General features: G+C 37.6%; 29 protein-coding genes. All 29 read left to right on the top strand.

Translation table 11 applies throughout. The annotated features are described in order from the left end of the window. Nucleotide 1 precedes the first annotated feature (1 nt). The 29 genes from flgD to frr all read left to right on the top strand — a co-directional run bounded on the left by flgD (nucleotide 2) and on the right by frr (nucleotide 25,151). A complete protein-coding gene (gene flgD, locus J2S74_RS05235; RefSeq protein ID WP_307322716.1) occupies nucleotides 2-457 on the top strand; it encodes a flagellar hook assembly protein FlgD in 456 nt (151 codons plus the stop codon). A gap of 13 nt (nucleotides 458-470) precedes the next feature. Next, nucleotides 471-857: a TIGR02530 family flagellar biosynthesis protein gene (locus tag J2S74_RS05230; protein ID WP_307322714.1), complete on the top strand. Its 387-nt coding sequence runs from the start codon at nucleotides 471-473 to the stop codon at nucleotides 855-857. 110 nt (nucleotides 858-967) lie between these two features. Next, the gene (locus J2S74_RS05225) at nucleotides 968-2,185 is read left to right on the top strand and encodes a flagellar hook protein FlgE (RefSeq protein WP_307322712.1); all 1,218 of its coding nucleotides are present in this window, start codon (nucleotides 968-970) and stop codon (nucleotides 2,183-2,185) included. An 86-nt stretch (nucleotides 2,186-2,271) separates the two neighbouring features. Continuing rightward, the gene (locus tag J2S74_RS05220) at nucleotides 2,272-2,493 is read left to right on the top strand and encodes a flagellar FlbD family protein (protein ID WP_307322710.1); all 222 of its coding nucleotides are present in this window, start codon (nucleotides 2,272-2,274) and stop codon (nucleotides 2,491-2,493) included. A 5-nt stretch (nucleotides 2,494-2,498) separates the two neighbouring features. Further along, a complete protein-coding gene (gene fliL / locus J2S74_RS05215; protein ID WP_307322707.1) occupies nucleotides 2,499-2,930 on the top strand; it encodes a flagellar basal body-associated protein FliL in 432 nt (143 codons plus the stop codon). A 38-nt stretch (nucleotides 2,931-2,968) separates the two neighbouring features. Continuing rightward, nucleotides 2,969-3,964, top strand: a complete 996-nt coding sequence (gene fliM / locus J2S74_RS05210; RefSeq protein WP_307322705.1) for a flagellar motor switch protein FliM — start codon at nucleotides 2,969-2,971, stop codon at nucleotides 3,962-3,964. Then, nucleotides 3,957-5,132, top strand: coding sequence for a flagellar motor switch phosphatase FliY (gene fliY / locus J2S74_RS05205; RefSeq protein WP_307322702.1), 1,176 nt, complete (start codon nucleotides 3,957-3,959; stop codon nucleotides 5,130-5,132). Before fliM ends, fliY begins: the two co-directional genes overlap by 8 nt. Before the next feature lie 33 nt (nucleotides 5,133-5,165). Then, nucleotides 5,166-5,528 (top strand): response regulator, encoded by a 363-nt coding sequence (locus J2S74_RS05200; RefSeq protein ID WP_307322700.1) that lies wholly within the window; start codon nucleotides 5,166-5,168, stop codon nucleotides 5,526-5,528. A 15-nt stretch (nucleotides 5,529-5,543) separates the two neighbouring features. Continuing rightward, the gene (fliO, locus tag J2S74_RS05195; RefSeq protein ID WP_307322697.1) at nucleotides 5,544-6,233 is read left to right on the top strand and encodes a flagellar biosynthetic protein FliO; all 690 of its coding nucleotides are present in this window, start codon (nucleotides 5,544-5,546) and stop codon (nucleotides 6,231-6,233) included. Next, complete coding sequence (fliP, locus tag J2S74_RS05190; protein ID WP_307322695.1) at nucleotides 6,234-6,902, top strand: flagellar type III secretion system pore protein FliP; 669 nt, start codon at nucleotides 6,234-6,236, stop codon at nucleotides 6,900-6,902. It abuts the gene before it with no gap. Between the two features lie 13 nt (nucleotides 6,903-6,915). Further along, entirely contained in the window at nucleotides 6,916-7,185 is a 270-nt protein-coding gene (fliQ, locus tag J2S74_RS05185) for a flagellar biosynthesis protein FliQ (RefSeq protein ID WP_307322692.1), read from the top strand. Between the two features lie 6 nt (nucleotides 7,186-7,191). Continuing rightward, entirely contained in the window at nucleotides 7,192-7,971 is a 780-nt protein-coding gene (gene fliR, locus J2S74_RS05180; RefSeq protein WP_307322689.1) for a flagellar biosynthetic protein FliR, read from the top strand. Then, nucleotides 7,971-9,050, top strand: coding sequence for a flagellar biosynthesis protein FlhB (gene flhB, locus J2S74_RS05175; protein WP_307322686.1), 1,080 nt, complete (start codon nucleotides 7,971-7,973; stop codon nucleotides 9,048-9,050). Before fliR ends, flhB begins: the two co-directional genes overlap by 1 nt. 53 nt (nucleotides 9,051-9,103) lie before the next feature. Further along, a complete protein-coding gene (gene flhA, locus J2S74_RS05170; protein WP_307322683.1) occupies nucleotides 9,104-11,146 on the top strand; it encodes a flagellar biosynthesis protein FlhA in 2,043 nt (680 codons plus the stop codon). After that, a complete protein-coding gene (gene flhF / locus J2S74_RS05165; RefSeq protein ID WP_307322681.1) occupies nucleotides 11,143-12,258 on the top strand; it encodes a flagellar biosynthesis GTPase FlhF in 1,116 nt (371 codons plus the stop codon). The genes flhA and flhF overlap by 4 nt, the downstream gene beginning before the upstream one ends. A gap of 5 nt (nucleotides 12,259-12,263) precedes the next feature. Continuing rightward, nucleotides 12,264-13,148 carry a MinD/ParA family protein gene (locus J2S74_RS05160; protein WP_307322680.1) on the top strand — a complete coding sequence of 295 codons (885 nt, stop codon included), beginning with the start codon at nucleotides 12,264-12,266 and terminating at the stop codon, nucleotides 13,146-13,148. Next, a complete protein-coding gene (locus J2S74_RS05155) occupies nucleotides 13,148-14,233 on the top strand; it encodes a protein-glutamate methylesterase/protein-glutamine glutaminase (RefSeq protein WP_307322678.1) in 1,086 nt (361 codons plus the stop codon). Before J2S74_RS05160 ends, J2S74_RS05155 begins: the two co-directional genes overlap by 1 nt. Before the next feature lie 11 nt (nucleotides 14,234-14,244). Next, nucleotides 14,245-16,269, top strand: coding sequence for a chemotaxis protein CheA (locus J2S74_RS05150; RefSeq protein ID WP_307322676.1), 2,025 nt, complete (start codon nucleotides 14,245-14,247; stop codon nucleotides 16,267-16,269). Nucleotides 16,270-16,370: 101 nt separating this feature from the next. Then, on the top strand, nucleotides 16,371-16,850 hold the full coding sequence (locus J2S74_RS05145; RefSeq protein WP_307322674.1) for a chemotaxis protein CheW: 480 nt from the start codon (nucleotides 16,371-16,373) through the stop codon (nucleotides 16,848-16,850). Beyond that, entirely contained in the window at nucleotides 16,850-17,491 is a 642-nt protein-coding gene (locus J2S74_RS05140; RefSeq protein ID WP_307322672.1) for a chemotaxis protein CheC, read from the top strand. Before J2S74_RS05145 ends, J2S74_RS05140 begins: the two co-directional genes overlap by 1 nt. Further along, complete coding sequence (locus J2S74_RS05135; protein WP_307322670.1) at nucleotides 17,484-17,972, top strand: chemotaxis protein CheD; 489 nt, start codon at nucleotides 17,484-17,486, stop codon at nucleotides 17,970-17,972. Before J2S74_RS05140 ends, J2S74_RS05135 begins: the two co-directional genes overlap by 8 nt. 54 nt (nucleotides 17,973-18,026) lie before the next feature. Next, nucleotides 18,027-18,788 (top strand): FliA/WhiG family RNA polymerase sigma factor, encoded by a 762-nt coding sequence (locus J2S74_RS05130; RefSeq protein ID WP_307322669.1) that lies wholly within the window; start codon nucleotides 18,027-18,029, stop codon nucleotides 18,786-18,788. 67 nt (nucleotides 18,789-18,855) lie between these two features. Continuing rightward, on the top strand, nucleotides 18,856-20,235 hold the full coding sequence (locus J2S74_RS05125; protein ID WP_307322667.1) for a flagellar assembly protein A: 1,380 nt from the start codon (nucleotides 18,856-18,858) through the stop codon (nucleotides 20,233-20,235). A 47-nt stretch (nucleotides 20,236-20,282) separates the two neighbouring features. Further along, a complete protein-coding gene (locus J2S74_RS05120) occupies nucleotides 20,283-20,609 on the top strand; it encodes a hypothetical protein (protein ID WP_307322665.1) in 327 nt (108 codons plus the stop codon). A gap of 10 nt (nucleotides 20,610-20,619) precedes the next feature. Continuing rightward, on the top strand, nucleotides 20,620-21,159 hold the full coding sequence (locus tag J2S74_RS05115; RefSeq protein ID WP_307322663.1) for a DUF6115 domain-containing protein: 540 nt from the start codon (nucleotides 20,620-20,622) through the stop codon (nucleotides 21,157-21,159). A gap of 733 nt (nucleotides 21,160-21,892) precedes the next feature. Next, nucleotides 21,893-22,603 (top strand): 30S ribosomal protein S2, encoded by a 711-nt coding sequence (gene rpsB / locus J2S74_RS05110; RefSeq protein WP_307322660.1) that lies wholly within the window; start codon nucleotides 21,893-21,895, stop codon nucleotides 22,601-22,603. Nucleotides 22,604-22,859: 256 nt separating this feature from the next. Beyond that, a complete protein-coding gene (gene tsf, locus J2S74_RS05105; RefSeq protein ID WP_307322657.1) occupies nucleotides 22,860-23,744 on the top strand; it encodes a translation elongation factor Ts in 885 nt (294 codons plus the stop codon). Nucleotides 23,745-23,868: 124 nt separating this feature from the next. Next, nucleotides 23,869-24,594 (top strand): UMP kinase, encoded by a 726-nt coding sequence (gene pyrH, locus J2S74_RS05100; protein ID WP_307322655.1) that lies wholly within the window; start codon nucleotides 23,869-23,871, stop codon nucleotides 24,592-24,594. After that, the gene (frr, locus tag J2S74_RS05095) at nucleotides 24,594-25,151 is read left to right on the top strand and encodes a ribosome recycling factor (RefSeq protein WP_307322652.1); all 558 of its coding nucleotides are present in this window, start codon (nucleotides 24,594-24,596) and stop codon (nucleotides 25,149-25,151) included. Before pyrH ends, frr begins: the two co-directional genes overlap by 1 nt. Nucleotides 25,152-25,251 lie beyond the last annotated feature (100 nt).

Here is a 25,251-nt window from a genome sequence, read left to right as displayed (position 1 = left end):
AATGCCTAATACAATTACAGACAGTTTGTACTTGTCAGAGTTTCAAAAACAACAACAGCTGCGACAGAGAAATGATTTAGATAAGGATGCTTTTTTGCGGATACTTATAACACAATTACAAAATCAGGATCCTTTAAACCCTATGGAAGATAAAGAATTTATTGCACAAATGGCTCAATTTACTTCCCTTGAGCAAATGACAAATATGAATAACAACTTAGAGAAATTTCTTGAACAACAACAGCAAAGTAGTCTCCTTTCCCATAGTGAGCTTATTGGTAAACAAGTGGGATGGGAAGTGGAGCGGAGAAATGAAAATGGAACTGTTCGAAAAGAATTACGTGAGGGAATGGTTACTTCCGTTAAATTTAAAAATGGTATAGCTGAGCTTGTTATTGATAATGAGTTTTTTATCCAAGGGAAGGATGTCCAAACGGTAAAGCTCCCTAGTGAATAGCGAGGTGATGAAGATGAACCAAAAAATAATGCCTCACCATATTCACCAGCCTACAGCCAAGCCCATTTCAAGGTCCGTGGCAATAACAAAAGATCCATCTATTTCCTTTAAGGAATTACTGAAGGATAAAATGAATGCACCTGGTGAATTAAAGGTAAGTAAACATGCGGAAAAAAGGCTTCAAGACAGAGGAATAGAAATAGCACCTGAAATGTGGAAAAAAATTCACACGAAGGTCTTAGAGGCTCGCAAAAAAGGGGTTACTGATTCCTTAGTTGTTACTAACAATGCTGCACTAGTAGTCAGTGCAAAAAATGAAACGGTAATCACTGCCATGGATAGGCAGGAAGCACAATCACAATTATTTACCAATATCAACGGTGCTATATTAATGGATTAAAAAGAAAATAAAAAATAATTATGTTTATATCGTGGCTGGACCGAAAGGAAGCCAAGAGCTGTTGAATGATGGAGACAGCATTTACGTAAACACGAGAGGAGCCATGCATTATGTTACGCGCAATGTATTCAGGAATCGGAGGAATGAATAATTTCCAAACCAAGCTAGATGTCATTGGAAATAATATATCAAACGTCAATACCTTTGGCTATAAGAAAGGGCGAACCACCTTTCAAGATTTAGTAAGTCAACAGCTATCTGGAGCTAGTACACCAACGGCTAACCGCGGTGGGACAAATCCTACACAAATAGGTTTGGGTTCCACAATGGCCTCTATTGATACTATTCATACTCAAGGTGCTTTACAAATGACCGGTAGAGCTTTAGATATGGCTATTACTGGAGATGGGTTCTTTATAGTAAATGAAGGAAATCAATCCTATTTTTCTCGTGCAGGGAACTTTTACTTAGATCAGCAGGGAAATTTAGTTACTTCAAACGGTTTATTTGTCCAAGGATATGGGGCAGATGCGAATGGTAATATTAATGAAGCTGCTGGTATCGGTAATTTAAGTATAGCTGCGGGTATGAACATACCACCCCAGGCAACCACGGAAGCGGTGATAAACGGAAATTTGAATTCAGCACTCGGAAACAATGAATCTCGCTTAGTTCAGTTTAATGTAGTGGACGAGATTGGCCGGTCTCACTTAATCCAAGTAAACTTTACAAAAACTGCTGATAACGAATGGGAGTATGCAATCACGTCAGACAGTGCTAATGTGGCAGGAGGAACTACTGGTACTTTAGAATTTACAGGTGGTAATTTAACGGATGATAACACGTTGGTTACGTTAGAATTTGGAGATGCCAATATTAATGATGTGACCTTTAACATTGATTTTTCACAAATGACACAGTATGAAAGAAACTCATCAGCAGAAATCTATTCCGTAAATGGTAATTTGGACGGTACATTAGAAGGTTACAATATTTCTCAAACGGGTGAGATTATAGGGGTATTTTCTAATGGTGAAGTTCGTTTATTAGGTCAACTAGCTTTAGCAACCTTCAATAATCCAAGTGGTTTAAGTAAATCAGGGGGGAATTTGTATCAAGCTTCCAATAACTCTGGGATGGCTCAAATTGGACTTGCAGGTGCTGGAGGGCGTGGTACATTAACGGGCGGCTCTTTGGAAATGTCAAATGTAGACTTGTCGGAAGAGTTTGTTGAAATGATCGTTGCTCAACGTGGTTTTCAAGCGAACACTAGAATGATTACCACATCAGATGAAATTCTCCAGGAACTTGTGAATTTAAAACGATAGTAGGAGGGGCTTAGCGTTTTTTAGCAGCGCTAGGCACCCACCTTTTGCTAAGGGGGGATAAGGCTGTCTATAAGTAGCCGGAAAAAATGATACAGCTAACAAGGTTAAATAATCAGCAATTTACACTAAATGCTCTTCTGATTGAACAAATGGAAGAACTTCCTGATACTACTATAACCTTAACAAGTGGGAAAAAAATTGTGGTAAAGGAATCAGAACAAGTTATTATTCGTAAAGTGGAAAATTTTTATAAACGTATTGGACTATTATCAATTCAAACGCTACCAGAAAACAAAGAGAAAGGGTGAGGAAATTGTTTAATAACAGACTAGTAAATATTATGCTCGTCATTTTAATCACCCTTACGTTAATAGGCGCACTAACATTAGTTCTTTATACACAAGTTTTTCAAGAATCAGTTGCTCATGGTGAACCTACTATAGATGAAATTCTAAGAACTTCTGTTGAAACGGAAGAAATAACCACAAATTTATTATCTAATCATGTTATTCGAACGCAATTTGTTATTCAGCTCGATAGTACCAGAGCAAAAACAGAGTTCGAAAAGCGAGATTTTCAGGTTAATAATATTATCATTCAAGAACTGTCTGATATGAAAGAGAGCGATTTTCGAGGTTCCGAGGGAATTAGGAGTCTTGAGAAAAGAGTGAAAGATAGAGTAAATGAAATTATGTTAGATGGGGAAGTAGTAGGGGTTTATATGAATCGACGTATCGTGCAATAGAATTGATGACGCAGGAATAGAAATTGAGGTGAGGCTCCATGGCAGATGTACTTTCACAAGGGGAAATTGATGCCCTGTTATCTGCATTATCTACTGGAGAAATGGATGCAGAGGAATTAAAAAAAGAGGAATCACAGAAAAAGATAAAGCTATATGATTTTAAGAGAGCCCTCCGTTTTTCAAAGGATCAAATTCGAAGTCTGACGAGAATTCATGAAAATTTTGCAAGGCTTTTGACAACACAGCTTTCGGCTCATTTAAGGACATACGTTCAGATTTCTGTAGCTTCCGTAGATCAACTCCCATATGAGGAATTCATTCGTTCTGTCCCAAAAATGACCATTTTAAATGTTTTTGAACCTTATCCACTAGAAGGAAGGTTTGTAATGGAGGTTAATCCAAATATTGCTTACGCCATGCTGGATCGCATGTTGGGTGGTCAAGGCGAAGCCTTGAATAAAGTAGAGAATTTAACTGAAATTGAGACAAAAATATTAACACAGCTTTTTCAAAGAACGCTAGATACATTGAGAGAGGCGTGGGAGTCCGTTGTGGATATAGATCCGATGATGGATGAAATTGAAGTTAATCCCCAGTTTTTACAACTGGTTTCACCTAATGAAACAGTAGTAGTAATTTCTTTGTCTACGACAATTGGAGAAGCCTCAGGGATGATTAATATTTGTTTACCCCATGTGGTTATTGAATCTATCTTACCAAAGCTGTCCATCCATTTATGGATGCAGCAAAAAAAGAAGGATCACCAACCAGGAGAGTATCCTGCCCTTGAGAAAAATTTAAAGAAGGCTCCATTAAATCTAAGTGTAGAACTTGGTAAATCACAAATTACAATACAAGAGTTTTTACATCTTAGGGAAAATGACGTTATAGAATTGGATCAATTGATAGAAGATCCATTACTTGTACTTGTGGCAGATCAACCAAAGTATTTAGCCCAACCAGGAAAGTTCAAAGGTAATTTAGCTGTTCAAATTACGGAAGTTATGGAAAAGGAAGGTGAAGACAATGAGTGATGAGATGCTTTCTCAAGAAGAAATAAACGCTCTGTTGATGGGGATGTCTTCCGACAATGAAGATGAGAATAAGACTGAGGATTTAGATATAGGTAATTATTTATCAGGTATAGAGGAAGATGCCCTTGGTGAGATTGGGAATATCTCCTTTGGAAGTGCGGCTACAGCATTATCTACTTTGTTAAATCAAAAGGTAGATATCACAACACCACATGTATCCGTTATTCACAAAAATAAATTAAGCGAAATTTTTCCAAAGCCACATGTTGCTGTTTCTGTAAATTATACAGCGGGATTTGAAGGGATGAATCTTCTTGTTATAAAAACAACAGATGCTGCCATCATTGCCGATTTAATGTTTGGAAATGATGGAAGTAATGCAGGAGAAGACTTAGGAGAAATGGAACTCAGTGCTGTACAGGAAGCAATGAATCAGATGATGGGATCTGCCTCCACTTCCATGTCGACTATTTTTAATAAACGTGTAGATATATCTCCGCCAAATATAGACCTTTTGAACTTAAAGGAAAATCCGGATCATGCTGATATTCCCGAAGATGACGTACTTGTACAAATATCCTTTGATATAAAGGTAGGGAATTTAATAGATTCAAAGCTTATGCAGCTTGTAACTGTAAGTTTTGCAAAGAACATGGTAGAACAGTTGATGAATCCAGATTATGAACTTCCAGAGACTGCCTCAGAGGCTAACACTGCAGAAGTGAAGCATAGTGAGGGCGGTTATACAGAGCAAGTTCATTCTAATGATCTGAATCACCGAATGGAGAGGGACTTATATAGCCCAGAACGTAAGGAACTACAACAAGCTCCAAAACTGGACCGTTCAGCTAAAGTTCAGCCTGTTGCTTTCTCGAACTTTGAAGCACCATCATTAGGAGAAACGGAAGCAAAAAATTTAAATATGCTATTGGATATTCCCCTTGATGTAACAGTTGAGCTTGGCAGAACAAAAAGATCTATTAAGGACATACTCGAATTGACACAAGGTTCTATAATTGAACTGGACAAACTTGCAGGTGAACCGGTAGATATTTTAGTGAATCAACGACTTATTGCAAAAGGTGAAGTTGTTGTCATCGATGAAAACTTTGGTGTCAGGTTAACAGATATTGTCAGTCAAAGGGAACGAATCCAAAATCTTAAATAAAAATAATGAACGAACGAGGAGGCTCTTTTTCAAATGGCGACAAAAGTCTTAATTGTAGATGATGCAGCATTTATGCGAATGATGATTAAAGATATTTTAACAAAAAACGGGTATGAGGTTGTTGCAGAGGCTGGGGACGGTGCTCAAGCAATTGAATTATATAAAGAACATTCACCAGACTTAGTAACAATGGATATTACAATGCCTGATATGGATGGAATTACATCCTTAAAAGAAATTAGAAAGATGGATCCAAATGCTAAAGTAATTATGTGCTCAGCGATGGGGCAGCAAGCGATGGTTATCGATGCTATCCAGGCTGGTGCAAAGGATTTTATTGTTAAACCATTTCAAGCAGAACGGGTGCTTGAGGCAATAAGTAAAACCATCAGTTAATAGGAGTGTCGTCCATTGGGACATATTCAACGTAAAGTAATCATTATAATAACAATTTTTCTATTTTTACAGGCTCCTTTTCTAGTATCGGCAGACGATCAAGACTGGGAGGCTGGAGATGGCAACGTTCTAGACAATCTACTCAGAGAGTCTACTAATAACAGTAGCGAGATAGAAGATAACGAGGATGAAATCATTAGTAGTCCAACGAATGAAGATGATTCAAGTATTGTAGTTGGTGGAAATGACCAAAACGTTTTCTGGCTTTTGTTTCAAATGTTTTTAGCTTTGGCATTTATTCTCTTTTTAATATATGGACTTCTAAAGTTTATCAATAGTAAAAGTCGTTCCTTCCGGAGTAATTCCACCATTGAAAGTATTGGTGGTGTACCCCTTGGTTCCAACCGTTCGGTACAAATCGTCCGAGTAGGGAAGAAATTATTTGTAGTTGGTGTGGGGGATTCCATTCAACTGATTAAAGAAATTGATGACCCTGTAGAAGTGGAAAGGATTTTGGAAGAGCATCGTCCATCAGAATTCGTTGACCAGCCTGTGAGTAAAGTAATTAATTGGTGGAAAGAAAAAGCTTCTAATTCTGCTTCACATGAGGATAATCGTTCGTTTCAGCATCTCCTCCATAAAGAATTGAAAGACGTCAAGGAATCTCAACAAAAAGTTCATTCTGCATTGAAGGGGAAGGAATAAATGATTGAAATACCAGCATTGGACATATTTAGTGAAGAGCCGGAGAATTTAACTGCTACGATTCAACTGTTACTTTTATTAACAGTCCTGGCTTTGGCACCAAGTATTCTTATCCTAACTACTTGTTTTACCCGAATTATTGTTGTATTGTCCTTTGTCCGTTCAGGGCTGGCAACGCAGCAAATGCCACCTAACCAAGTTTTAATAGGTCTCGCCCTATTTATTACATTTTTTGTAATGGCACCAGTATTTTCAGAGGTTAATGAGCAAGCGCTGCAGCCTTTATTTGAAGGAGAAATCACTCAGGAAGAGGCCTTTGAAGCAGCAGCAATACCCATGAAAGAATTTATGGCCCGTCATACACGGGAGAAGGATTTAGCTTTATTTATGGGCTATGCAGGTTTACCTAGACCTGAAACGTTGGATGATATACCACTAACCGCCCTTATTCCCGCCTTTGCCATTAGTGAATTGAAAACAGCCTTTCAAATAGGCTTTATGATCTTTGTACCGTTTCTAGTAATAGATATGGTAGTTGCAAGTATTTTAATGTCTATGGGAATGATGATGCTTCCACCTGTCATGATTGCCCTGCCATTTAAGATTTTACTATTTGTTATGGTTGATGGATGGCACTTAGTTGTCCGATCGTTGCTACTTAGTTTTTAGAGGGTGATAAATGATGAGTTCCGAAATGGTAATATCGTTAGCAGAAAGAGGCGTATTTACTGTAATCATGATAGCTGCACCACTTTTAATAACAGCATTAGGCCTAGGGCTGATTGTAAGTATTTTTCAAGCCACAACGCAAATTCAAGAACAGACACTAGCATTCATACCTAAGATTGTTGGAGTGCTTATTGCCTTGATTATATTTGGACCTTGGATGCTTTCCGTTGCCTTAGCCTTTGCAGAGCAAATATTTAGCAATCTTCATCAATTTATAGGGTAAGAAAGAATGATTGAAATATTAGAGTGGTTTCCTGCATTTCTATTAATTTTAGTCCGTATTTCTGCATTCATGATTACAATGCCGTTCTTTTCTTATCAAAATATACCAGCATCAATAAAAATCGGTATTTCCGTGTTTATAAGCTGGATTATGTTTTTTACAGGGGACTGGCCCCTTTTAAGCATAGATTATGTTTTTTATTTATTAATTATCAAAGAGGCATTAGTGGGGCTTACCGTTGGCTTTATCGCCATGATTCTTTTATATGCAATCCAGGTTGCTGGAGGCTTTATTGATTATAAAATGGGCTTTATGATTGCCAATGTTATTGACCCGCAAACTGGTGCGCAAACTCCTTTAACTGGGGGGTATTTATATACCTTCGCTCTGTTGTTTTTGCTTGCTACCGATGCCCATCATCTATTGTTAGATGGTGTATATTACAGCTATCAGTTTATACCGTTAGAGCAATTGTATCTGCCTTTAGGGAGTGAAGCTGTACTGGAGCATGTTGTAACAGCCTTTACAACTATGTTTCTTATTGCCTTTCAAATGTCCATGCCTATCGTAGGCTCGTTATTTCTGATCGATGTTGCATTAGGGATGGTTTCTAGGACTGTTCCTCAGATTAATGTTTTTGTAGTGGGGCTGCCCCTTAAAATTATTGCAGGTTTTATTATGTTGTTTCTAGTGATGGCCCCATTTTTTGTTATTGTTCAGCAATTAATTGAGACAATGACGCTAACAATGAGGACGCTCATGCAATTATATGGAGGGGTTTCTTAGTGTATCTTTCCCTTGATTTACAATTTTTTGCTCAAGAGAAAACAGAAAAAGCCACCCCAAAAAAGCGTCAGGAAACAAGAAAAAAGGGTCAGGTGGCCAAGAGTAACGATGTGAATACTGCCTTTATATTGTTATTCGTTTTCCTATCCTTTTTATTCCTTGGAAGATTTGTAGTAGAGCAGTTAATTTCCATTACAAGATATACCTTTCAAGATTATTTATTAATCGATTTAACTGCCAATAACGTACAATCCATGTTTATAGATTACAGTCTTCAGGCAGCTCTAGTAGTGGGACCGGTAATGTTTATTGCCATGATAGCCGGTATTTTTAGTAACTATTTGCAAGTTGGTGTTTTGTTCGCTCCAGAAGCAATCAAGATGAAATTAAGTAAGATTGATCCTATTCAAGGAGCAAAGCGAATTTTTTCCATACGTGCACTAGTGGAGTTTCTTAAATCTATGCTTAAAATTTCCCTAGTTGGATTAGTGACCTTTACAATTATTTGGATTTATTTAGAGGAAATACTTATCCTATCCCTCTATTCAGTAAGGGAAGGGGCTCTATTTGTTGGGAATTTAACGGTTATTATGGGATTAGCAGTGGCTTTTCTTCTTATCTTTCTTTCTGTATTTGATTATATGTATCAAAAGTATGATCACGAGAAAAACATCCGAATGTCAAAACAAGACTTAAAGGATGAATACAAAAAAACAGAAGGCGATCCCTTAATTAAATCTAAGGTGAAGGAAAAGCAGCGGCAAATGGCTATGAGCAGAATGATGGCAGAAGTACCAAAAGCAGATGTAGTTATAACAAACCCCACACATTATGCAGTTGCATTAAAGTATGATGATCAGCAAATGGATGCACCGGTAGTTATTGCAAAGGGAGTAGATTTTATTGCATTAAAGGTCATTAATGTAGCAAAGAACAACGATGTGATAACAGTTGAAAACAGACCTCTAGCAAGGGCACTTTATGCTCAAGCAGAGATAGGGGATCAAGTTCCAGAGGATCTATTTAAAGCTGTAGCAGAAGTATTGGCTTATGTATATAGAATACAAAACAAAATGTAAAACACGTTAAATCACCACCTATTGGTAGTATCGCATTAAGGAGAGAAGTGCAAATGGCAACGAGAGATTTTAGTATTTTATTAGGGGTAATTCTTATAGTAGTTATGCTGATTATTCCCCTTCCAACAGGAATGATCGACTTTTTGATAATTGTAAATATCTCTATTGCCTTACTTATCATTTTAGTTTCCATGAATACGAGAGAACCATTACAGTTCTCCATATTTCCTACTCTATTATTATTAGTAACTCTGTTTCGTTTAGGCTTAAATGTTTCTACTACAAGGGCAATCCTAGGTAATCAAGGGGATGCAGGAAATGTTATTGATACATTTGGTAATTTTGTAGTGGGTGGAAATGCTTTAGTAGGTTTTGTCGTATTCATTATCCTCGTTGTAATCCAATTTGTGGTTATAACGAAAGGGGCTGAGCGAGTTTCAGAGGTCGGGGCTAGATTTACATTAGATGCCATGCCAGGGAAACAAATGAGTATCGATGCGGATTTAAATGCTGGCATGATTTCTGATTCGGAAGCAAGGGAACGGCGCAAAAAGATTGAACAAGAGGCTGATTTCTATGGATCCATGGACGGTGCCAGTAAATTCGTAAAAGGGGATGCTATTGCAGGGATTGTCATTGTCTTAATAAATATTATCTTCGGATTAGTTATTGGTATGGTGCAGGAGGGATTACCTCTTGCTGCAGCAGCCAATAAATACACACTACTTACCGTTGGTGACGGATTAGTGAGTCAAATACCAGCTCTATTAATTTCAACCGCTACAGGGATTGTAGTAACTCGTGCTGCATCAGAGGGGAACCTTGGACATGACGTTACAAAGCAATTGTTTGCCTATCCTAAAATGTTGTATGTAGCCGGTGGAACGATAGCATTATTAGGGTTTATGACACCAATTGATCAGTTTGTTACAACAACTGTTGCGATCTTTTTGGGAGTAGGTGGTTTTCTATTAGATCGAAATGAGAAGAATACTCAGATATTAGAGGAACCGGATGGGGAGTTAGAAGAACAAGAAGAAGATATGAAATCTCCAGAAAGTGTTGTCAACCTACTTCAGGTTGACCCTATTGAATTTGAGTTTGGATATGGTTTGATACCATTAGCAGACGCAAATCAAGGGGGAGACCTATTGGATCGGGTTGTGATGATTAGAAGGCAGCTGGCTATTGAGATGGGAATGATTGTCCCTGTTATTCGAATTAGGGATAATATTCAGCTGCAGCCGAATGAATACTCCATAAAAATAAAAGGTAATGAGGTAGCTAAGGGTGAGCTATTGTTGGATCATTTTATGGCAATGAGCCCTGGGGTGGATGATGAAAATATAATTGGGATTGAAACGATAGAACCTGCCTTCGGCCTCCCTGCTATTTGGATTTCAGAGGAATATAAGGAGCAGGCTGAACTTTCCGGTTATACAGTTGTAGACCCTCCTTCCGTTGTGTCTACTCACTTAACGGAAGTCATAAAACGTCACGCCCATGAATTAATAGGAAGACAAGAAACGAAACAGTTAATTGATCATTTAAATGAGACTTACCCGACGTTAGTGGAGGATGTAACACCAAATCCGCTGACAACAGGTGATATTCAAAAGGTTCTTAGTAAACTATTGAGAGAAAAAGTATCCATTAAAAATTTGCCTGTTATCTTCGAGACTTTAGCAGATTATGGACAGATGACAAAGGATACGGATTTATTAACAGAATATGTTCGACAATCCCTTTCACGTCAATTGTCAAAGCAATATACAGTAGAGGGAGAGGCTATGTATGTTATCACAGTAAGCGGAGCAGTTGAGAAAATGATTGCTGATGCAGTACAGCAAACGGAGCATGGCAGCTTCTTAAATTTAGACCCTAACTCCATGCAGTCAATTGTAGAATCTACACTAATGGAGATTGAAAGAATTCAAGAAACAGGACATATGCCAGTCATTTTATGTTCTCCAGCAATAAGGATGTATTTCCGTCATTTATTAGAGAGAACTGTCCCACAAGTACCTGTACTATCTTACAATGAATTGGAGCCTTATATTGAAGTACAAAGCGTTGGAGTGGTGAATGGACCATGAAGGTAAAAAAGATTATCGCAAGAAATATGCCAGAAGCAATGACGAAAGTACGAGCCGAACTAGGAAATGATGCCGTTATATTAAACTCAAAAGAAGTCTACACTGGCGGTTTCCTAGGCTTTTTTACAAAAAAGAATATGGAAGTAATAGCGGCTGTTGATCCAGTAAAGCCTCAAAAAACAGAAAGGATGCCGACGAGATCTCCAATCAAGCATGAAAGGCAGAGAAGAGATAAAATTGCCATGGAAATTGCAGAATTAAAACGGCTAGTAAAAGGAATAAATGAACAACAACAGGAGAAAACATTAACCTTGGATCCAGCTTATCCTGGCTATTTACAAAATATAAATCAGCGTCTTCTTGAAGAGGAAGTGAAGGAAGTTCACCGTCTCCAAATTATGAAACAATTACTAAAGCGTTGGTATTCGGAAAATGGGGAAGAAGAAAGGGAAGAACAACTTCTACTGTGGTTAAAGGAAGCGGTAGCTGACTATTTAAATGATGTGGAATATGGTCCTTTCCTTTTTAAGAAACGTTATTTAAATGTTGTGGGTCCCACAGGGGTAGGGAAAACGACTACTCTTGCTAAGATTGCTTCAAGAGCAGCAATCTTACATCAAAAAAAGATAGCTTTTATTACAACAGATACTTACCGTATTGCGGCGATTGAGCAGCTTAAAACATACGCTAAGATACTAAATGTTCCTATAGAGGTTGCTTATTCAATTGATGATTTTAAACTGGCAAAGGAACGGTTAAAAAATTTTGATTTTATATTAGTGGATTCTGCTGGGAGGAATTTCAGAAATCCATTATATGTGGAGCAATTAAGGGAAGTAATTGATTTTGATGATGAGATGGAAACGCATCTTGTTTTATCATTAACATCAAAATATCGGGATATGAAAAACATTATGGATCAATTTCAAAAGGTAAAAATTAATAAAGTCATTTATACAAAAGCTGATGAGACAGACACATACGGTGCAATGATTAATATCCATGGCGATTATAAAATTGGGGCCTCCTACATTACAACAGGGCAAAATGTACCTGATGATATTTTAGAAGCTTCGAAAGAGACAGTGATAGATAGGATACTAAGGAGCTGACAATGATGAAAGACCAAGCAGATGTATTAAGGGAAAGAATGGCATATGTTCGACAAGGTGCCATAAAGAATACAAAGGTTATTGCTGTTGTCAGTGGTAAAGGTGGAGTCGGAAAATCTAATTTTGTTGTCAATTTTGCTATTGCGTTACAACAATTAAATAAAAAGGTTTTGGTATTTGATTTAGACATTGGGATGGCAAATGTGGATATTCTTTTAGGAAGAACGTCCTTCCAATCGATTGTGGATATGTTAGAGAAGGACTTGAACATTAGAGAAATTATCGAGGACGGTCCTGAAGGGTTAACCTTTGTATCTGGTGGATCCGGCCTAACTGAATTATTTGAAATGAATCAACAAAAAATAGATATATTTATTAAACAATTGTTTTTGTTACAACAAGATTATGATTATATCATTTTTGATATGGCAGCAGGTGTTTCTAATGATAGTCTTCAATTTCTACTATCGGCTCATGAGGTAATATTAGTAACGACTCCGGAACCCACGTCGATTACAGATGCTTACGCAACGATTAAATATATACATTCACAAGATAAAAAATTACCAATTTCCTTGGTGGTTAATAGAATCCATGATCGTCGGGAAGGTCCCTTAACAGCAGAAAATATGGCAGCAGTATGTTCCAAGTTTTTGGGAAAGGAAATAACACATCTTTCCACTATTCCTGATGATGAGGCTGTATCGAAAGCCGTACGTTCGCAAACACCATTTATTTTAAAGTCTCCGAGGGCAGAGTCTTCTAAAGCGATAAAAGAAACCGCTAAATCCTATATAGGAACGACGGAAATTCAAAGTGATAAAGGTGGTAACTCCCTTCACAGCTTTGTGGACAGGTTCACAAGCTTCTTCCGAAAGCAGGGGATATAATGATAAACGTTCTTGTAGTAGACGACTCCGCGTTTATGAGGAAAATGATCTCAGATATTTTAGAAAAGGACTCTCGGATTAAGGTGGTTGACAGGGCGAGAAATGGGGAAGATGCTTTAAAAAAGATCAAGCTTCATAACCCTGATGTCATTACACTAGATGTGGAAATGCCTATAATGGATGGACTTGAAGCACTCCAAATAATAATGAGGGAGTATCCGAAGCCGGTTATTATGGTTTCAAGTACTACTAAAGAAGGGGCCGCAACGACAATACGTGCAATGGAGTACGGTGCATTTGACTTTATTGAGAAACCTTCAGGATCCATTTCCTTAGATATTTATAAAGTACAGACAGATTTAATTGATAAGGTAATTTATGGTGCAAAGGTTTCCATCACTAAATTATCAACTAATCACCAGAAAGATCCATGTAAAGAAGCTCCAATTATTTCAGAAGTTAGTAATAGTTTTCCAGTCTCCTATCCTTTCATAAATTCAAAAAAATTAAGTTCAAAAGGAATAATCGCTATAGGGACTTCAACTGGTGGTCCGAAAGCATTGCAAAGAATTTTATCGGAGTTACCGGAAGACTTTCCTCACCCAATCCTTATTGTACAGCATATGCCTATTGGGTTTACTAAATCATTAAGTGAAAGATTGAATACTTTGTCCAAAATTTCAGTAAAAGAGGCGGAGAATGGAGAATTTGTCCAAAGGGGTGTAGCCTATATTGCACCCGGAGGTTACCATTTAAAGGTAAGGAGACTTGGTACTGCCCTAGTCATCGTACTGGATCAATCAGAACAAATAAATAATCACCGCCCATCTGTTGATGCCTTATTCCTGTCATTATCTGAGCTTCCAAAGCAAGATGTAATGGCTATCATCTTAACAGGTATGGGATCTGATGGAAAAAACGGCTTATTACAACTGAAGAAAACCACCCCTACGATAGCTGTTGCAGAATCCAATGAGTCAGCCATAGTGTATGGTATGCCCCGCGCTGCCATTGAAACAAACAAGGTAGATATTATAGTAAACATCGAACAAGTAGCTTCAACAATTGTACGCCATTGTAAGTAGGAGGGGTCTTCATGGATAAAAGTCAATATTTAGATATGTTCATCGATGAAAGTAAGGAGCATTTGCAAGCAATCAATGATAATTTACTGCTGTTAGAAAAAAATCCTTCAGAAGAGAATATCATTAACGAAATTTTCCGTTCAGCACACACTTTAAAGGGAATGTCAGCTACGATGGGGTTCAGTGATTTGGCAAATCTAACCCATCAAATGGAAAATGTTCTAGATGGAATACGTAATGAAATTATCATGGCATCCAGCGAATTAATAGATATGGTATTTGAATCTGTTGATTATTTAGAAGCTATGATTCAAGATATTGCCGATGGAGGCAACGGGCAAAAAAATGTAACAGAAATAGTGAAAAAGCTAGAAATGCTTGAAAAAGGATCTTTCGAAGAGACTTCCACTACAATAGAAATTATAAATCAGATGGAAATTACAGATTATGATGATTTTGAGCAAACCGTTTTATCTCAGTCTAGGGAACAAGGCTTTAATGCATATTATGTATCTATTTCTTTACGGGAAGATTGTATCTTAAAGGCTGCAAGGGTATATATGGTGTTTGAAGTATTAGAACAAATCGGTGAAGTAATTAAATCTGTACCTTCTGTGGAAGAGTTGGAAGAGGAATCTTTTGACTTTGATTTTTCTGTTACTTTAATAACGAAGGAAGCAGAAAGCGATGTAAAAGGAAAAGTATTAAAAGTATCTGAGATTGAAAGTGTAAGTATTCAAGAATTAACAATGGAAAAGGGGAAGAGAAGCTCTAAAGAGTCCAATCAACCCCAAAAATCGGTAACGACGGAAGAGGATGTAAACCCCTCCCTTCCTGTAGAAGAAAAGGGTGACACCACCACTAGTTCTCAAATAAAAAACGGTACATCAAGTAAAACGATTCGAGTAAATATCGAACGACTTGACAGCTTGATGAATTTGTTTGAGGAATTAGTTATTGATCGTGGACGTCTTGAGCAAATATCTAGTGAATTAAAGGACAATGATTTAACGGAAACTGTGGAACATATGTCAAGAATATCAAGTGACCTTCAAAGTATCATTTTAACGATGAGAATGGTTCCGGTCGACCATGTATTTAATCGCTTCCCAAGGATGGTTCGTGGTCTCGCTAAAGAGCTAAATAAAATGGTAGATTTAGAAATCGTCGGTGCTTCTACAGAGCTTGATAGAACAGTTATAGATGAGATTGGTGATCCACTCGTTCACTTGCTACGAAATTCCATTGATCATGGAATTGAAAGCTGTGATATAAGGAAAAGGGAAGGGAAGTCAGAGATAGGTAAAATCACCTTAAAGGCCTACCATAGTGGTAATCATGTTTTTATAGAGGTTTCTGATGATGGAGCCGGAATAAACCGCCAAAAAGTAATGGATAAAGCGATAAATAATGGAATTATTCATAGGGAAACAGCAGCAACTCTAACAGATCAAGAAGTGGACGAGCTTTTATTTTCTAGTGGTTTTAGTACTGCAGAAGAAATTTCCGACATATCTGGCCGAGGAGTTGGCCTGGATGTAGTAAAAAATAAAATCGAATCCTTAGGGGGAAGCGTCTCTGTTTTTTCTAATCCAGGGGAAGGAACTACTTTTTCTATTCAATTACCATTAACCTTATCGATTATTTCAGCAATGCTAGTAGAGGTGCAGGATGAAATTTATGCACTCCCGCTCTCCTCTATTATTGAAACGGCAATAATTAAAGAAGAGGATATACTTTCGGCCCATAACCAGAAGGTCATTGATTTTAGAGGAAGTGTTGTTCCTGTTATTGATTTAACGGAGTTTTTCCAAGTGCCCGTAAGTAAGGAGCAAAGTGAATATTACTCTGTAGTTGTGGTAAGAAAATCAGATAAAATGGCAGCTTTAGTGGTCAATTCTTTTATAGGGCAGCAAGAGATCGTTTTGAAATCGTTAGGAAACTATTTAACTTCTACCTTTGCCATTTCAGGTGCAACAATTTTAGGAAACGGTGAAGTTGCTTTAATTATTGATTGCAATGCTTTCATTAAATAATAGGACAGGAAAGAACTATGTACGTATTTGGAATGGAATGGGATAATTATTTGAGGGATTTTGTCGAATAAAACAGAATATACATGGGGGAGGGAATACAAATGAGCAAAATAAGTGTAGAAAAGGATTTAAAAGCGATTGTATTTCAGCTTAGAAACGAAGAATATGGTGTAGAAGTGGATCAGGTACGATCCATTGAAAGACTTCAACATATTACTAGAGTCCCTAGATCACCGGAATTTGTTAAAGGGGTTATTAATCTTCGAGGAGTCGTAACTCCAATAATCGATTTAAGAAGCAGGTTTGGAATGGAAGCACAGGAGTATACAGATACATCCCGAGTGATTATCGTATCTATTGAGGACATGAATGTTGGTTTAGTGGTAGACGGTGCAAATGATGTAATAGATGTTCCTATAGAAGCCATAGAAGCACCCCCAGAAGTAGTTGGAGGTATAGAGGCAGATTATATTCGAGGAATCGCAAAACTAGATAAAAGATTATTAATCATTTTAAACCTTGATAAAGTTCTTCGTACAGATGAAATAAAAGAAATGGAAAATTTAGAGGCTAATACGTAATGAGCTATTTGAAGGGGATGGAACCCAAGTACTTAGATGTTCTACAGGAGGTTGGGAATATCGGGGCAGGCCATGCTGCTACGGCAATGTCGAAACTCTTAAATAAAGGGATAGATATGAAGGTTCCGGCAGTTAAAGTAGTCCCTTTTAAAGAAATGAATGACTCTGTTGGGGATGAAGAAGGGGTTGTAGCTGCCATTTACTTCAGAATTCAAGGTGAAGCTTCAGGACATATGTTTTTTATGATACAAGCTGAAGAAGCCTCAAAGCTGATTCAGCAAATAGTGGGCGATCCTATGATAGATTTTACCCTTCCAACTGTTAATGAGATGGCTTTATCAGCACTAAGTGAAGTGGGAAATATTCTTGCAGGCTCTTATTTATCTGCCTTTTCGGATTTTACTGGTTTACATTTACAACCAACTCCCCCAGCCTTAGCTATTGATATGCCAATGGCCATATTAAGCTATGGTTTAATGGAGTTTTCTGAGGCTGGGGATGTAGCTATTCTTATTAATACAGAAATCAATGAGAAAATGGAAAATGATGTAATGGGATCAAAAGGTCATTTTTTCTTATTACCTGATCCAGACTCTTTGGAACAGATTTTTACCTCCTTGGGAGTAAAGGTGAATGAGTAGGGTTATTAAAGTGGGGATGGCACATTTCGATTTTGCTAAGGCACCTGACAAAATACGTACCTCGGGATTAGGTTCTTGTGTGGGTATTATTATATTTGATGAATGGAGTAAGATATGTGGACTAGCTCATATTATGCTCCCCGAGTCAGTCATGGCTAGGACAAATACTATTCAACGGGCTAAATATGCGGACACTGCTATTGCTGATATGTTAACAGAACTCTTAAAAGATGGTGCTTCCCCTTACCGTTTAAAAGCAAAAATAGCAGGGGGAGCTCAAATGTTTCATTTTGGGTGCAGTAATGAGAGGATGCGTATTGGGCCAAGGAATGTTGAGGCAGTACGTAAGATTTTAAACCATTATGGTATAAAAATTATCGGAGAGGATGTTGGGGGAAATAATGGGAGGACCATTGAATTCGACCCATCTACATCCATTTTAGAAATTCGTACAGTAAATCAAGGCACAAAAGAACTTTAATTATTAATAGCTTCTATTATGAAAAGTTAAATCATGAAGATTAGGAGGGGTCCCATGTCGCAAGTCACCGCCGCAACATTAAAACAAGATTGGAATAGCTGGAGTGATGGACGTGATTCTTCAGCATGTGAAAGATTAATAAAAGCATATCTCCCCTTAGTGGAATACCATGTTCAGAGGATTGGAGCTAACCTTCCCCGTAATGTACAATTGGATGATTTACGTAGTAATGGGATGCTAGGTCTATATGATGCATTAGAAAAATTTGATGAACATCGGGAATTAAAATTCGATACGTATGCTTCCTTTCGTATACGTGGTGCCATCATTGATGGTCTTCGCCAGGAGGATTGGTTACCGCGATCTGTAAGGGAAAAGGCAAAAAAGATAGAAAAAGCGACTGAGAAGCTAGAACAAAAATTTGGGCGTTATGTTAATGCTAAAGAAGTAGCTGAATTTTTACAAATGGACGAAGGTGAAGTACTTCATACCATGAATGAAAGCTTTCTAGCAAATCAGCTGTCTATTGATGAACCTACTAAGGATTCAGACAAGGATGATACTTATACTTCTACATTAAAGGATGATAAAACACCGACTCCTGAACAGAGAATAAACCATCAGGGGCAACTTGAAGAGTTAGCAGAAGTCATAAAATCATTAACTGAAAAAGAGCAGTTAATTATAAGTCTATTTTATTTTGAAGAATTAACATTAACGGAAATTGGTGAAATATTAAACCTTTCCACATCTAGGATTTCACAAATCCATTCCAGAATTATATTTAAATTACAGCAACGGTTAAAAACGGATTAAATGCTTCCCCTTTTTATAGCTATTGAAACTTTTATTGCAAATTTCATAGAAGAAAGGGGCTCTTTTTGTGGAGACGATACATGATTTTTTCAAAATAGAGTTATTAAATAACAACCTTAAAGCTATTTTAAAGAAAAATAAGGATTTTGAGGATGAAGTGACTTTAGAGGATTTACACAAAGTTCTGCGGGAAAGGGGAATTGTAAATGGTATTAATGAAAATGTATTAATAGATATAGTGAATGGTCAAATAAGCCTTCCTGCTGTTATAGCCGAAGGCTTACCTCCAGTAGAAGGAAAAAGTGCTTACTTGAAACCTGTCTACTACCATCAGGATAAAGATAAATCTGAAGGTAACGGAAATGATCTTTTTAAAGATTTAAAAGAAATAATAGTAATACCTTCCGTAGTGTCCGGAGATGTTGTTGGTTTAAAAGTAGAGAAGGAAGATGGAAAAAATGGAATAGATGTTTTGGGCCAAGAAATTAAGGTTAAACCAAGCCGTGACTTTACATTAAGACCAGGGAAAAACACCAAAATAAGTGAAGACGGTCTTCGTGTTATTTCATTAATTGATGGGCAAATTTCTCCTGAGAAGAAGGTAATTCATGTTTTTCCTTCTTATGAGGTTAATGGAGATTTAGATATGAAGGTAGGTAACATTGATTTTGTGGGTAATGTAAATATACGGGGTGGAGTGCCGTCTGGATTTAAGGTCGTTGCTAAAGGAGATATTCGTGTTCACGGAACGGTGGAAGGGGCAGAATTAACAGCTGGGGGCTCCATTTTTATACAACAAGGAATTGTTGCCCAAGGAAAAGGTTCCATTAAAGCAAAGGGCAATTTACATACGTCATTTATTAATCAAGGGAATATTCAAGTCGATGGGGATTTAAATGTTAATCAATCGATCCTTCATAGTCAGATTGATGCTCTCGGGTATGTTTATTGTAAAGGAGGACGAGGTAACATTGTAGGAGGGAATATTTCAGCAGGACAAGGGATTGAAGTAAACGAAGCAGGAAATTCCATGAATACCCCCACTGTCTTTTACGTAGGGGTCAGTCAACAGGTTATTGAAAAGGAAAGGGATTACAAGAAATCAATCCTTGAGTCTGAGTCGGAATTACAAAAGTTGAGTCTCTTATTCGATACAATAAAGAAAAAAGAACAGCTTGGTGCACTTTCCCAAAAGGAAAGAATATTGAAGCTTAGAGTTCGCCATACAATAGAAGAAACGACAGCATTAATGGAGAATAAGAAAGAAAAGTTGCTAGATTTACATGATTTGCTAGACTCTCAACCAAATGCGGCCATAAAGATATATAAAAATGTTTTCCCAAATACAGATATTTTTTTTGGTAAATATAGGAGAAAAGTGCTTACTAATCATCAAAAAATTGTATTTAAATTAGCAAAAAGTGAAATTAGGCTAGAGCATCTCTAGATTGATGGTTAAATATTCAGTGATGCTTTTCTATTGGAGGGGTATAGATGAGCGGTTTAAAGTCCATTGAATTACAAGTTGCCTTACCAAGGACCCAAACTGCTGGAAAGCTTCAAGATCAAATACAGCAGAGGGGTACTGTGAGTCAAGACCATTTGGCTCAAAAAAACACAGAAGACCAGTTGAGAAAAAAAGCTACCGTAAACAAAATGGAACAAGGGGAAAAACCACGTATAAACAAGGATGACAATAGGGGTAAAGGAATAAAAAAACAACAGCGAAAAAAAAGGAATTCCCAGACGGAAGAAACAGAAGAGCAATTTAAGAAAGAGTTACATCCATACAAAGGGAAAAATTTTGATGTGAAGTGGTGACATATTTACAATGGGTTATTTATTAATAATTAGTTTTATTTTACACCTTGTGAGTTTTTACTTTATGATTCTTCTTTTTCAACGACAAAAGGAGCAAAATCCTGTAGATCAAGAAAAAAACTTAAAGGAAATGGAAGATTTACTGCTATCCTATACGGCAGAGATGAAGGAAAACAATGAACGTTTAGTCAAAATGGTCCTTAAGGAAAAGGGACTGCAACGTGCGAATGAGTTAAAACAACAAACTGAACAAACTCAAAAGAGTCCGAAACCCTCTATTACGCATGTTGATGTTTCTGGAGTTGAGTCAACGAAGGTTACTGAGGAAAAAAATGAGACTAAGGAAGAAGAGCTTCCTATGTTAAAGGATGAGGAAAAATATAAAGATTATGCTCCCCCTACCCCAAAAGAAGAGGAGCATGACACTACTCCATCAGATACCTCAAGAGTTTTATCACTTCATCAACAGGGCTATACTGTAATGGAAATTGCTCAGAAATTAAATATGGGCATTGCAGAAGTGGATTTACTATTGAAGTTTCATAAATAGACTCCCCTTAATATAGCGCTCATTACTCCGTTAAAATATGTTTTTCATAATCCATGGTGCAATTTTAAATTGCTTATTGGTCTACCCTGAAAATACAAATACTGTGTTGGTATTCGCTGCAGCCCACTCCCTTTCCGCGGGCGAACCGCAAGCCTCCTCGGCTTACGCCTGTGGGGTCTTGCCTGGCTCGCTTTTCCCGCAGGAGTCTCGTGTGCTTCCCGCTCATACCACCTGCAATAATGATCTTGTATTTTCATACTACATGGTGCAAAATTTCACTTGTATAGAGATCTACCTGAAAATACAAATCTCGTGTTGCCGTTTGCACTCTCGAAGGAGTGAAAGGCGGCGACTCCAGCGACGAGCGTTTACTTCTTGAATAAGCTTCGAGTTGTCTCGACGCATGCTTCTACAGCGCGAAGCTAGAAGAGGAAGAGACAGGAACCCTAAGAGGCTGAAGCGTTGCCCGCGGGAGCCAGGATGGCGACATTACGCCTGTAACGGATTCGAGAGACAATGTACAATTTTCATTCACCATGGTGCAATTTTTAATTTGTAGGGGAGTTATCAAGAAAAAAACTTGACTACTACTTGTCATTGTTTCGACAATATGGTATATTATTTCTCGGTGTTAATCACACACGCTTTCCTGATTTAAGTAATGGTGCTGCAATGCAGTCTTACTTAAAGAGGATGGAAGCGGAGGACAAAAAACCAAGAGGAGGTGTGTGAAATGGCAGTGATTTCCATGAAACAATTATTGGAAGCTGGGGTACACTTCGGTCACCAAACACGTCGTTGGAACCCTAAGATGGATCGCTACATCTTCACAGAAAGAAACGGTATTTACATTATTGATTTACAAAAGACGGTAAAGAAAGTAGAAGAAGCATTTAACTTCGTTCGCGACCTTGCTGGACAAGGTGGTACTATGCTTTTCGTCGGAACTAAGAAGCAAGCGCAAGATGCTGTTAAAGAAGAAGCTGAGCGTTGTGGAATGTACTTCATTAACCAACGTTGGTTAGGTGGTACATTAACTAACTTCGATACTATTCGTAAGCGTATTGGTCGTCTTAAGAGCTTAGAGCGTATGCAAGAAGATGGTACATTTGATGTACTTCCTAAGAAGGAAGTAGTTATCTTGAAGAAAGAAATGGATCGTCTTGAGAAGTTCTTAGGCGGTATTAAAGATATGGAAAGAATTCCAGATGCTTTATTCATTATCGACCCTCGTAAAGAGCGTATTGCTGTTGCAGAGGCTCGTAAGTTGAATATTCCAATCGTTGGGATCGTAGATACAAACTGTGATCCAGATGAAATCGATTATGTAATCCCTGGTAACGACGATGCAATCCGTGCTGTACGTTTACTAACTGCAAAAATGGCGGATGCAATTATCGAAGCAAACCAAGGTGAAGAAACAGCAGCAACAACAACTGCTTAAGATGTCTTAAAGGGTGATAGAGGGCTAGACCCTTTATCACCTTTTTTAAGAAGAACTGACCAAAGGTGTTCTTCCTTTGGTCAGTTCTTTGAAACGATGAGTGAGCCGTCGCCATCTCTTAAAGTCTTTTACGAGTGCTCTTCTCGTAAAAGACATGCGACGCGCGAGCCATCGTAAACTTATTTCCGATTATTTTATTTCCTAAAATGGATAACACTAAATCTAAGAAGATACATAATTTTAAGGAGGAATTCCCATGGCAATTACAGCAAGTATGGTAAAAGAGCTCCGTGAAAAAACGGGTGCAGGTATGATGGATTGTAAGAAAGCTCTTACAGAAACAAATGGTGATATGGAAAAAGCAGTTGACTTCCTTCGTGAAAAAGGGATTGCAAGTGCAGCTAAAAAAGCAGACCGTGTTGCTGCTGAAGGTTTAGCACACGTTAAAGTAGAAGGAAACTACGCTGTTATCGTAGAAGTGAATGCTGAAACAGACTTCGTATCTAAAAATGAAAATTTTATTAATTTAGTTGATACTGTTGCTACACACCTTTTAAACAAAAAACCAGCTAATGTTGAAGAAGCTTTAGCACAAGATTTCGATGGTGATGCAGATACATTGCAAAACTACATTAACAACCAAATTGCAAAAATCGGTGAAAAAATTTCCCTTCGTCGTTTTGAAATTGTTGAGCGTTCTGACAACCAAGCATTCGGTTCATACATTCATATGGGGGGACGTATCGGTGTATTAACTCTATTAGATGGAACAACTGACGAAGAGCTTGCAAAAGATATTGCTATGCATATCGCTGCAATCAATCCTAAATATGTTAGCCGAGATCAAGTTTCTCAAGAAGAAGTTGAGCGTGAGCGCCAAGTATTAAAACAACAAGCTTTAAATGAAGGAAAGCCTGAAAATATCGTTGAAAAAATGGTAGAAGGCCGTCTTGGAAAGTACTTTGAAGATGTATGCTTAAATGATCAAGCATTTGTTAAAGACAGCGACCAAAAAGTAGGGAAATACGTTGCTTCTAAAGGTGCTAGCGTAAAATTATTCTTCCGTTATGAAGTCGGGGAAGGTATGGAAAAAAGAGAAGACAACTTCGCAGAAGAAGTTATGTCTCAAGTGAAAAAGTAATGGTATCAACAAAAGGGACACAAAGTGTCCCTTTTTTCCAAAGATGTTTTACCGTTCGTAAGACGTAATACATTCATTTAAATGACAACATGAAATAACGGAAACGAGAGTATTGGAGGACAATATGGAAAAACCAAAATACAATCGTATTGTGTTAAAATTAAGTGGAGAAGCGTTAGCGGGGGAGCAAGGGTTTGGTATTGATCCTACTGTTATACAATCCATTGCAGAACAAATACGTGATATTGTTGAATTAGAAGTGGAAGTAGCGATAATTGTTGGTGGAGGGAATATTTGGAGAGGAATGGCTGGCAGTGCCAAAGGAATGGATAGAGCAACAGCCGACTACATGGGCATGTTAGCAACAGTAATGAACTCTCTAGCACTACAGGACAGCTTAGAAAATATTGGTGTTCAGACACGTGTACAAAGCTCCATTGAAATGCGCCAAGTGGCAGAACCATACATAAGAAGAAGAGCTATACGCCACTTAGAGAAAAAACGAGTAGTTATTTTTGCGGCTGGTACTGGTAATCCTTATTTCTCTACAGATACAACTGCTGCTTTACGTGCTGCAGAGATTGAGGCAGACGTTATCCTCATGGCCAAAAATAAAGTTGATGGAGTATATAGTGCTGACCCATCCGTAGATGCCTCAGCTGTTAAATATGATGAGCTTACGTATCTAGATATCTTAAAAGAAGGATTAGCTGTAATGGATTCAACAGCATCCTCACTATGTATGGATAACGATATTCCGTTAATTGTCTTCTCAATTATGGAAGAAGGAAACATTAAACGTGCAGTACAAGGTGAAGAAATTGGTACAATTATAAGGGGGAGAGAATAATGTCAAAAGAAGTACTTCAACAAACGAAAGACAGGATGAATAAATCTGTAGATGCCTTCCGTAAAGAGTTAGCTACTATTCGTGCCGGACGTGCTAATCCATCATTGCTAGATAAAGTGCAAGTGGAATACTATGGTATGATGACGCCTCTTAATCAATTGGCTACAATTGCTGTTCCAGAAGCAAGAATGTTAACCATTCAACCTTTTGACAAGTCATCCATTTCCGACATTGAACGTGCAATTCAAAAGGCTGATCTAGGGTTATCCCCAAGTAATGATGGAAATATCATTCGTATAGCAATTCCTGCATTAACAGAAGAGCGCCGCAAAGAGTTGGTGAAACTAGTGGGGCGTTATGCAGAGGATGCTAAAGTAGCTGTAAGAAATATTCGCCGTGATTCTAACGATGAATTAAAGAAGCTTGAGAAAGATGGGGAATTAACAGAAGATGATTTACGCCGCAGTCAAGATGATGTTCAGAAATTAACGGACAATACAATTAAAAATATTGATGAAGTGGCTGCTTCTAAAGAACAAGAAATAATGGAAGTATAGTACAAAAACATGTAAAATATATATTGTAAAAGACCCTCTATAATAATGGGGGTTTTTTACACGTTTAGAGTAATAATGAAATATTTTCGCGGGAAAAAAT

This window comes from Evansella vedderi, assembly GCF_030813435.1.
GTDB lineage: Bacteria > Bacillota > Bacilli > Bacillales > Salisediminibacteriaceae > Evansella > Evansella vedderi.
This window is presented reverse-complemented; position numbering and strand designations above follow the sequence as displayed.

Bases quoted from the DNA above. Each gene is read 5' to 3' on its own strand.
- flgD (WP_307322716.1), top strand. From the start codon at position 2: ATGCCTAATACAATTACAGACAGTTTGTACTTGTCAGAGTTTCAAAAA.
- J2S74_RS05230 (WP_307322714.1), top strand. From the start codon at position 471: ATGAACCAAAAAATAATGCCTCACCATATTCACCAGCCTACAGCCAAG.
- J2S74_RS05225 (WP_307322712.1), top strand. From the start codon at position 968: ATGTTACGCGCAATGTATTCAGGAATCGGAGGAATGAATAATTTCCAA.
- J2S74_RS05220 (WP_307322710.1), top strand. From the start codon at position 2,272: ATGATACAGCTAACAAGGTTAAATAATCAGCAATTTACACTAAATGCT.
- fliM (WP_307322705.1), top strand. From the start codon at position 2,969: ATGGCAGATGTACTTTCACAAGGGGAAATTGATGCCCTGTTATCTGCA.
- fliY (WP_307322702.1), top strand. From the start codon at position 3,957: ATGAGTGATGAGATGCTTTCTCAAGAAGAAATAAACGCTCTGTTGATG.
- J2S74_RS05200 (WP_307322700.1), top strand. From the start codon at position 5,166: ATGGCGACAAAAGTCTTAATTGTAGATGATGCAGCATTTATGCGAATG.
- fliP (WP_307322695.1), top strand. From the start codon at position 6,234: ATGATTGAAATACCAGCATTGGACATATTTAGTGAAGAGCCGGAGAAT.
- fliQ (WP_307322692.1), top strand. From the start codon at position 6,916: ATGAGTTCCGAAATGGTAATATCGTTAGCAGAAAGAGGCGTATTTACT.
- fliR (WP_307322689.1), top strand. From the start codon at position 7,192: ATGATTGAAATATTAGAGTGGTTTCCTGCATTTCTATTAATTTTAGTC.
- flhA (WP_307322683.1), top strand. From the start codon at position 9,104: ATGGCAACGAGAGATTTTAGTATTTTATTAGGGGTAATTCTTATAGTA.
- flhF (WP_307322681.1), top strand. From the start codon at position 11,143: ATGAAGGTAAAAAAGATTATCGCAAGAAATATGCCAGAAGCAATGACG.
- J2S74_RS05160 (WP_307322680.1), top strand. From the start codon at position 12,264: ATGAAAGACCAAGCAGATGTATTAAGGGAAAGAATGGCATATGTTCGA.
- J2S74_RS05155 (WP_307322678.1), top strand. From the start codon at position 13,148: ATGATAAACGTTCTTGTAGTAGACGACTCCGCGTTTATGAGGAAAATG.
- J2S74_RS05150 (WP_307322676.1), top strand. From the start codon at position 14,245: ATGGATAAAAGTCAATATTTAGATATGTTCATCGATGAAAGTAAGGAG.
- J2S74_RS05145 (WP_307322674.1), top strand. From the start codon at position 16,371: ATGAGCAAAATAAGTGTAGAAAAGGATTTAAAAGCGATTGTATTTCAG.
- J2S74_RS05140 (WP_307322672.1), top strand. From the start codon at position 16,850: ATGAGCTATTTGAAGGGGATGGAACCCAAGTACTTAGATGTTCTACAG.
- J2S74_RS05135 (WP_307322670.1), top strand. From the start codon at position 17,484: ATGAGTAGGGTTATTAAAGTGGGGATGGCACATTTCGATTTTGCTAAG.
- J2S74_RS05130 (WP_307322669.1), top strand. From the start codon at position 18,027: ATGTCGCAAGTCACCGCCGCAACATTAAAACAAGATTGGAATAGCTGG.
- J2S74_RS05120 (WP_307322665.1), top strand. From the start codon at position 20,283: ATGAGCGGTTTAAAGTCCATTGAATTACAAGTTGCCTTACCAAGGACC.
- J2S74_RS05115 (WP_307322663.1), top strand. From the start codon at position 20,620: ATGGGTTATTTATTAATAATTAGTTTTATTTTACACCTTGTGAGTTTT.
- rpsB (WP_307322660.1), top strand. From the start codon at position 21,893: ATGGCAGTGATTTCCATGAAACAATTATTGGAAGCTGGGGTACACTTC.
- tsf (WP_307322657.1), top strand. From the start codon at position 22,860: ATGGCAATTACAGCAAGTATGGTAAAAGAGCTCCGTGAAAAAACGGGT.
- pyrH (WP_307322655.1), top strand. From the start codon at position 23,869: ATGGAAAAACCAAAATACAATCGTATTGTGTTAAAATTAAGTGGAGAA.
- frr (WP_307322652.1), top strand. From the start codon at position 24,594: ATGTCAAAAGAAGTACTTCAACAAACGAAAGACAGGATGAATAAATCT.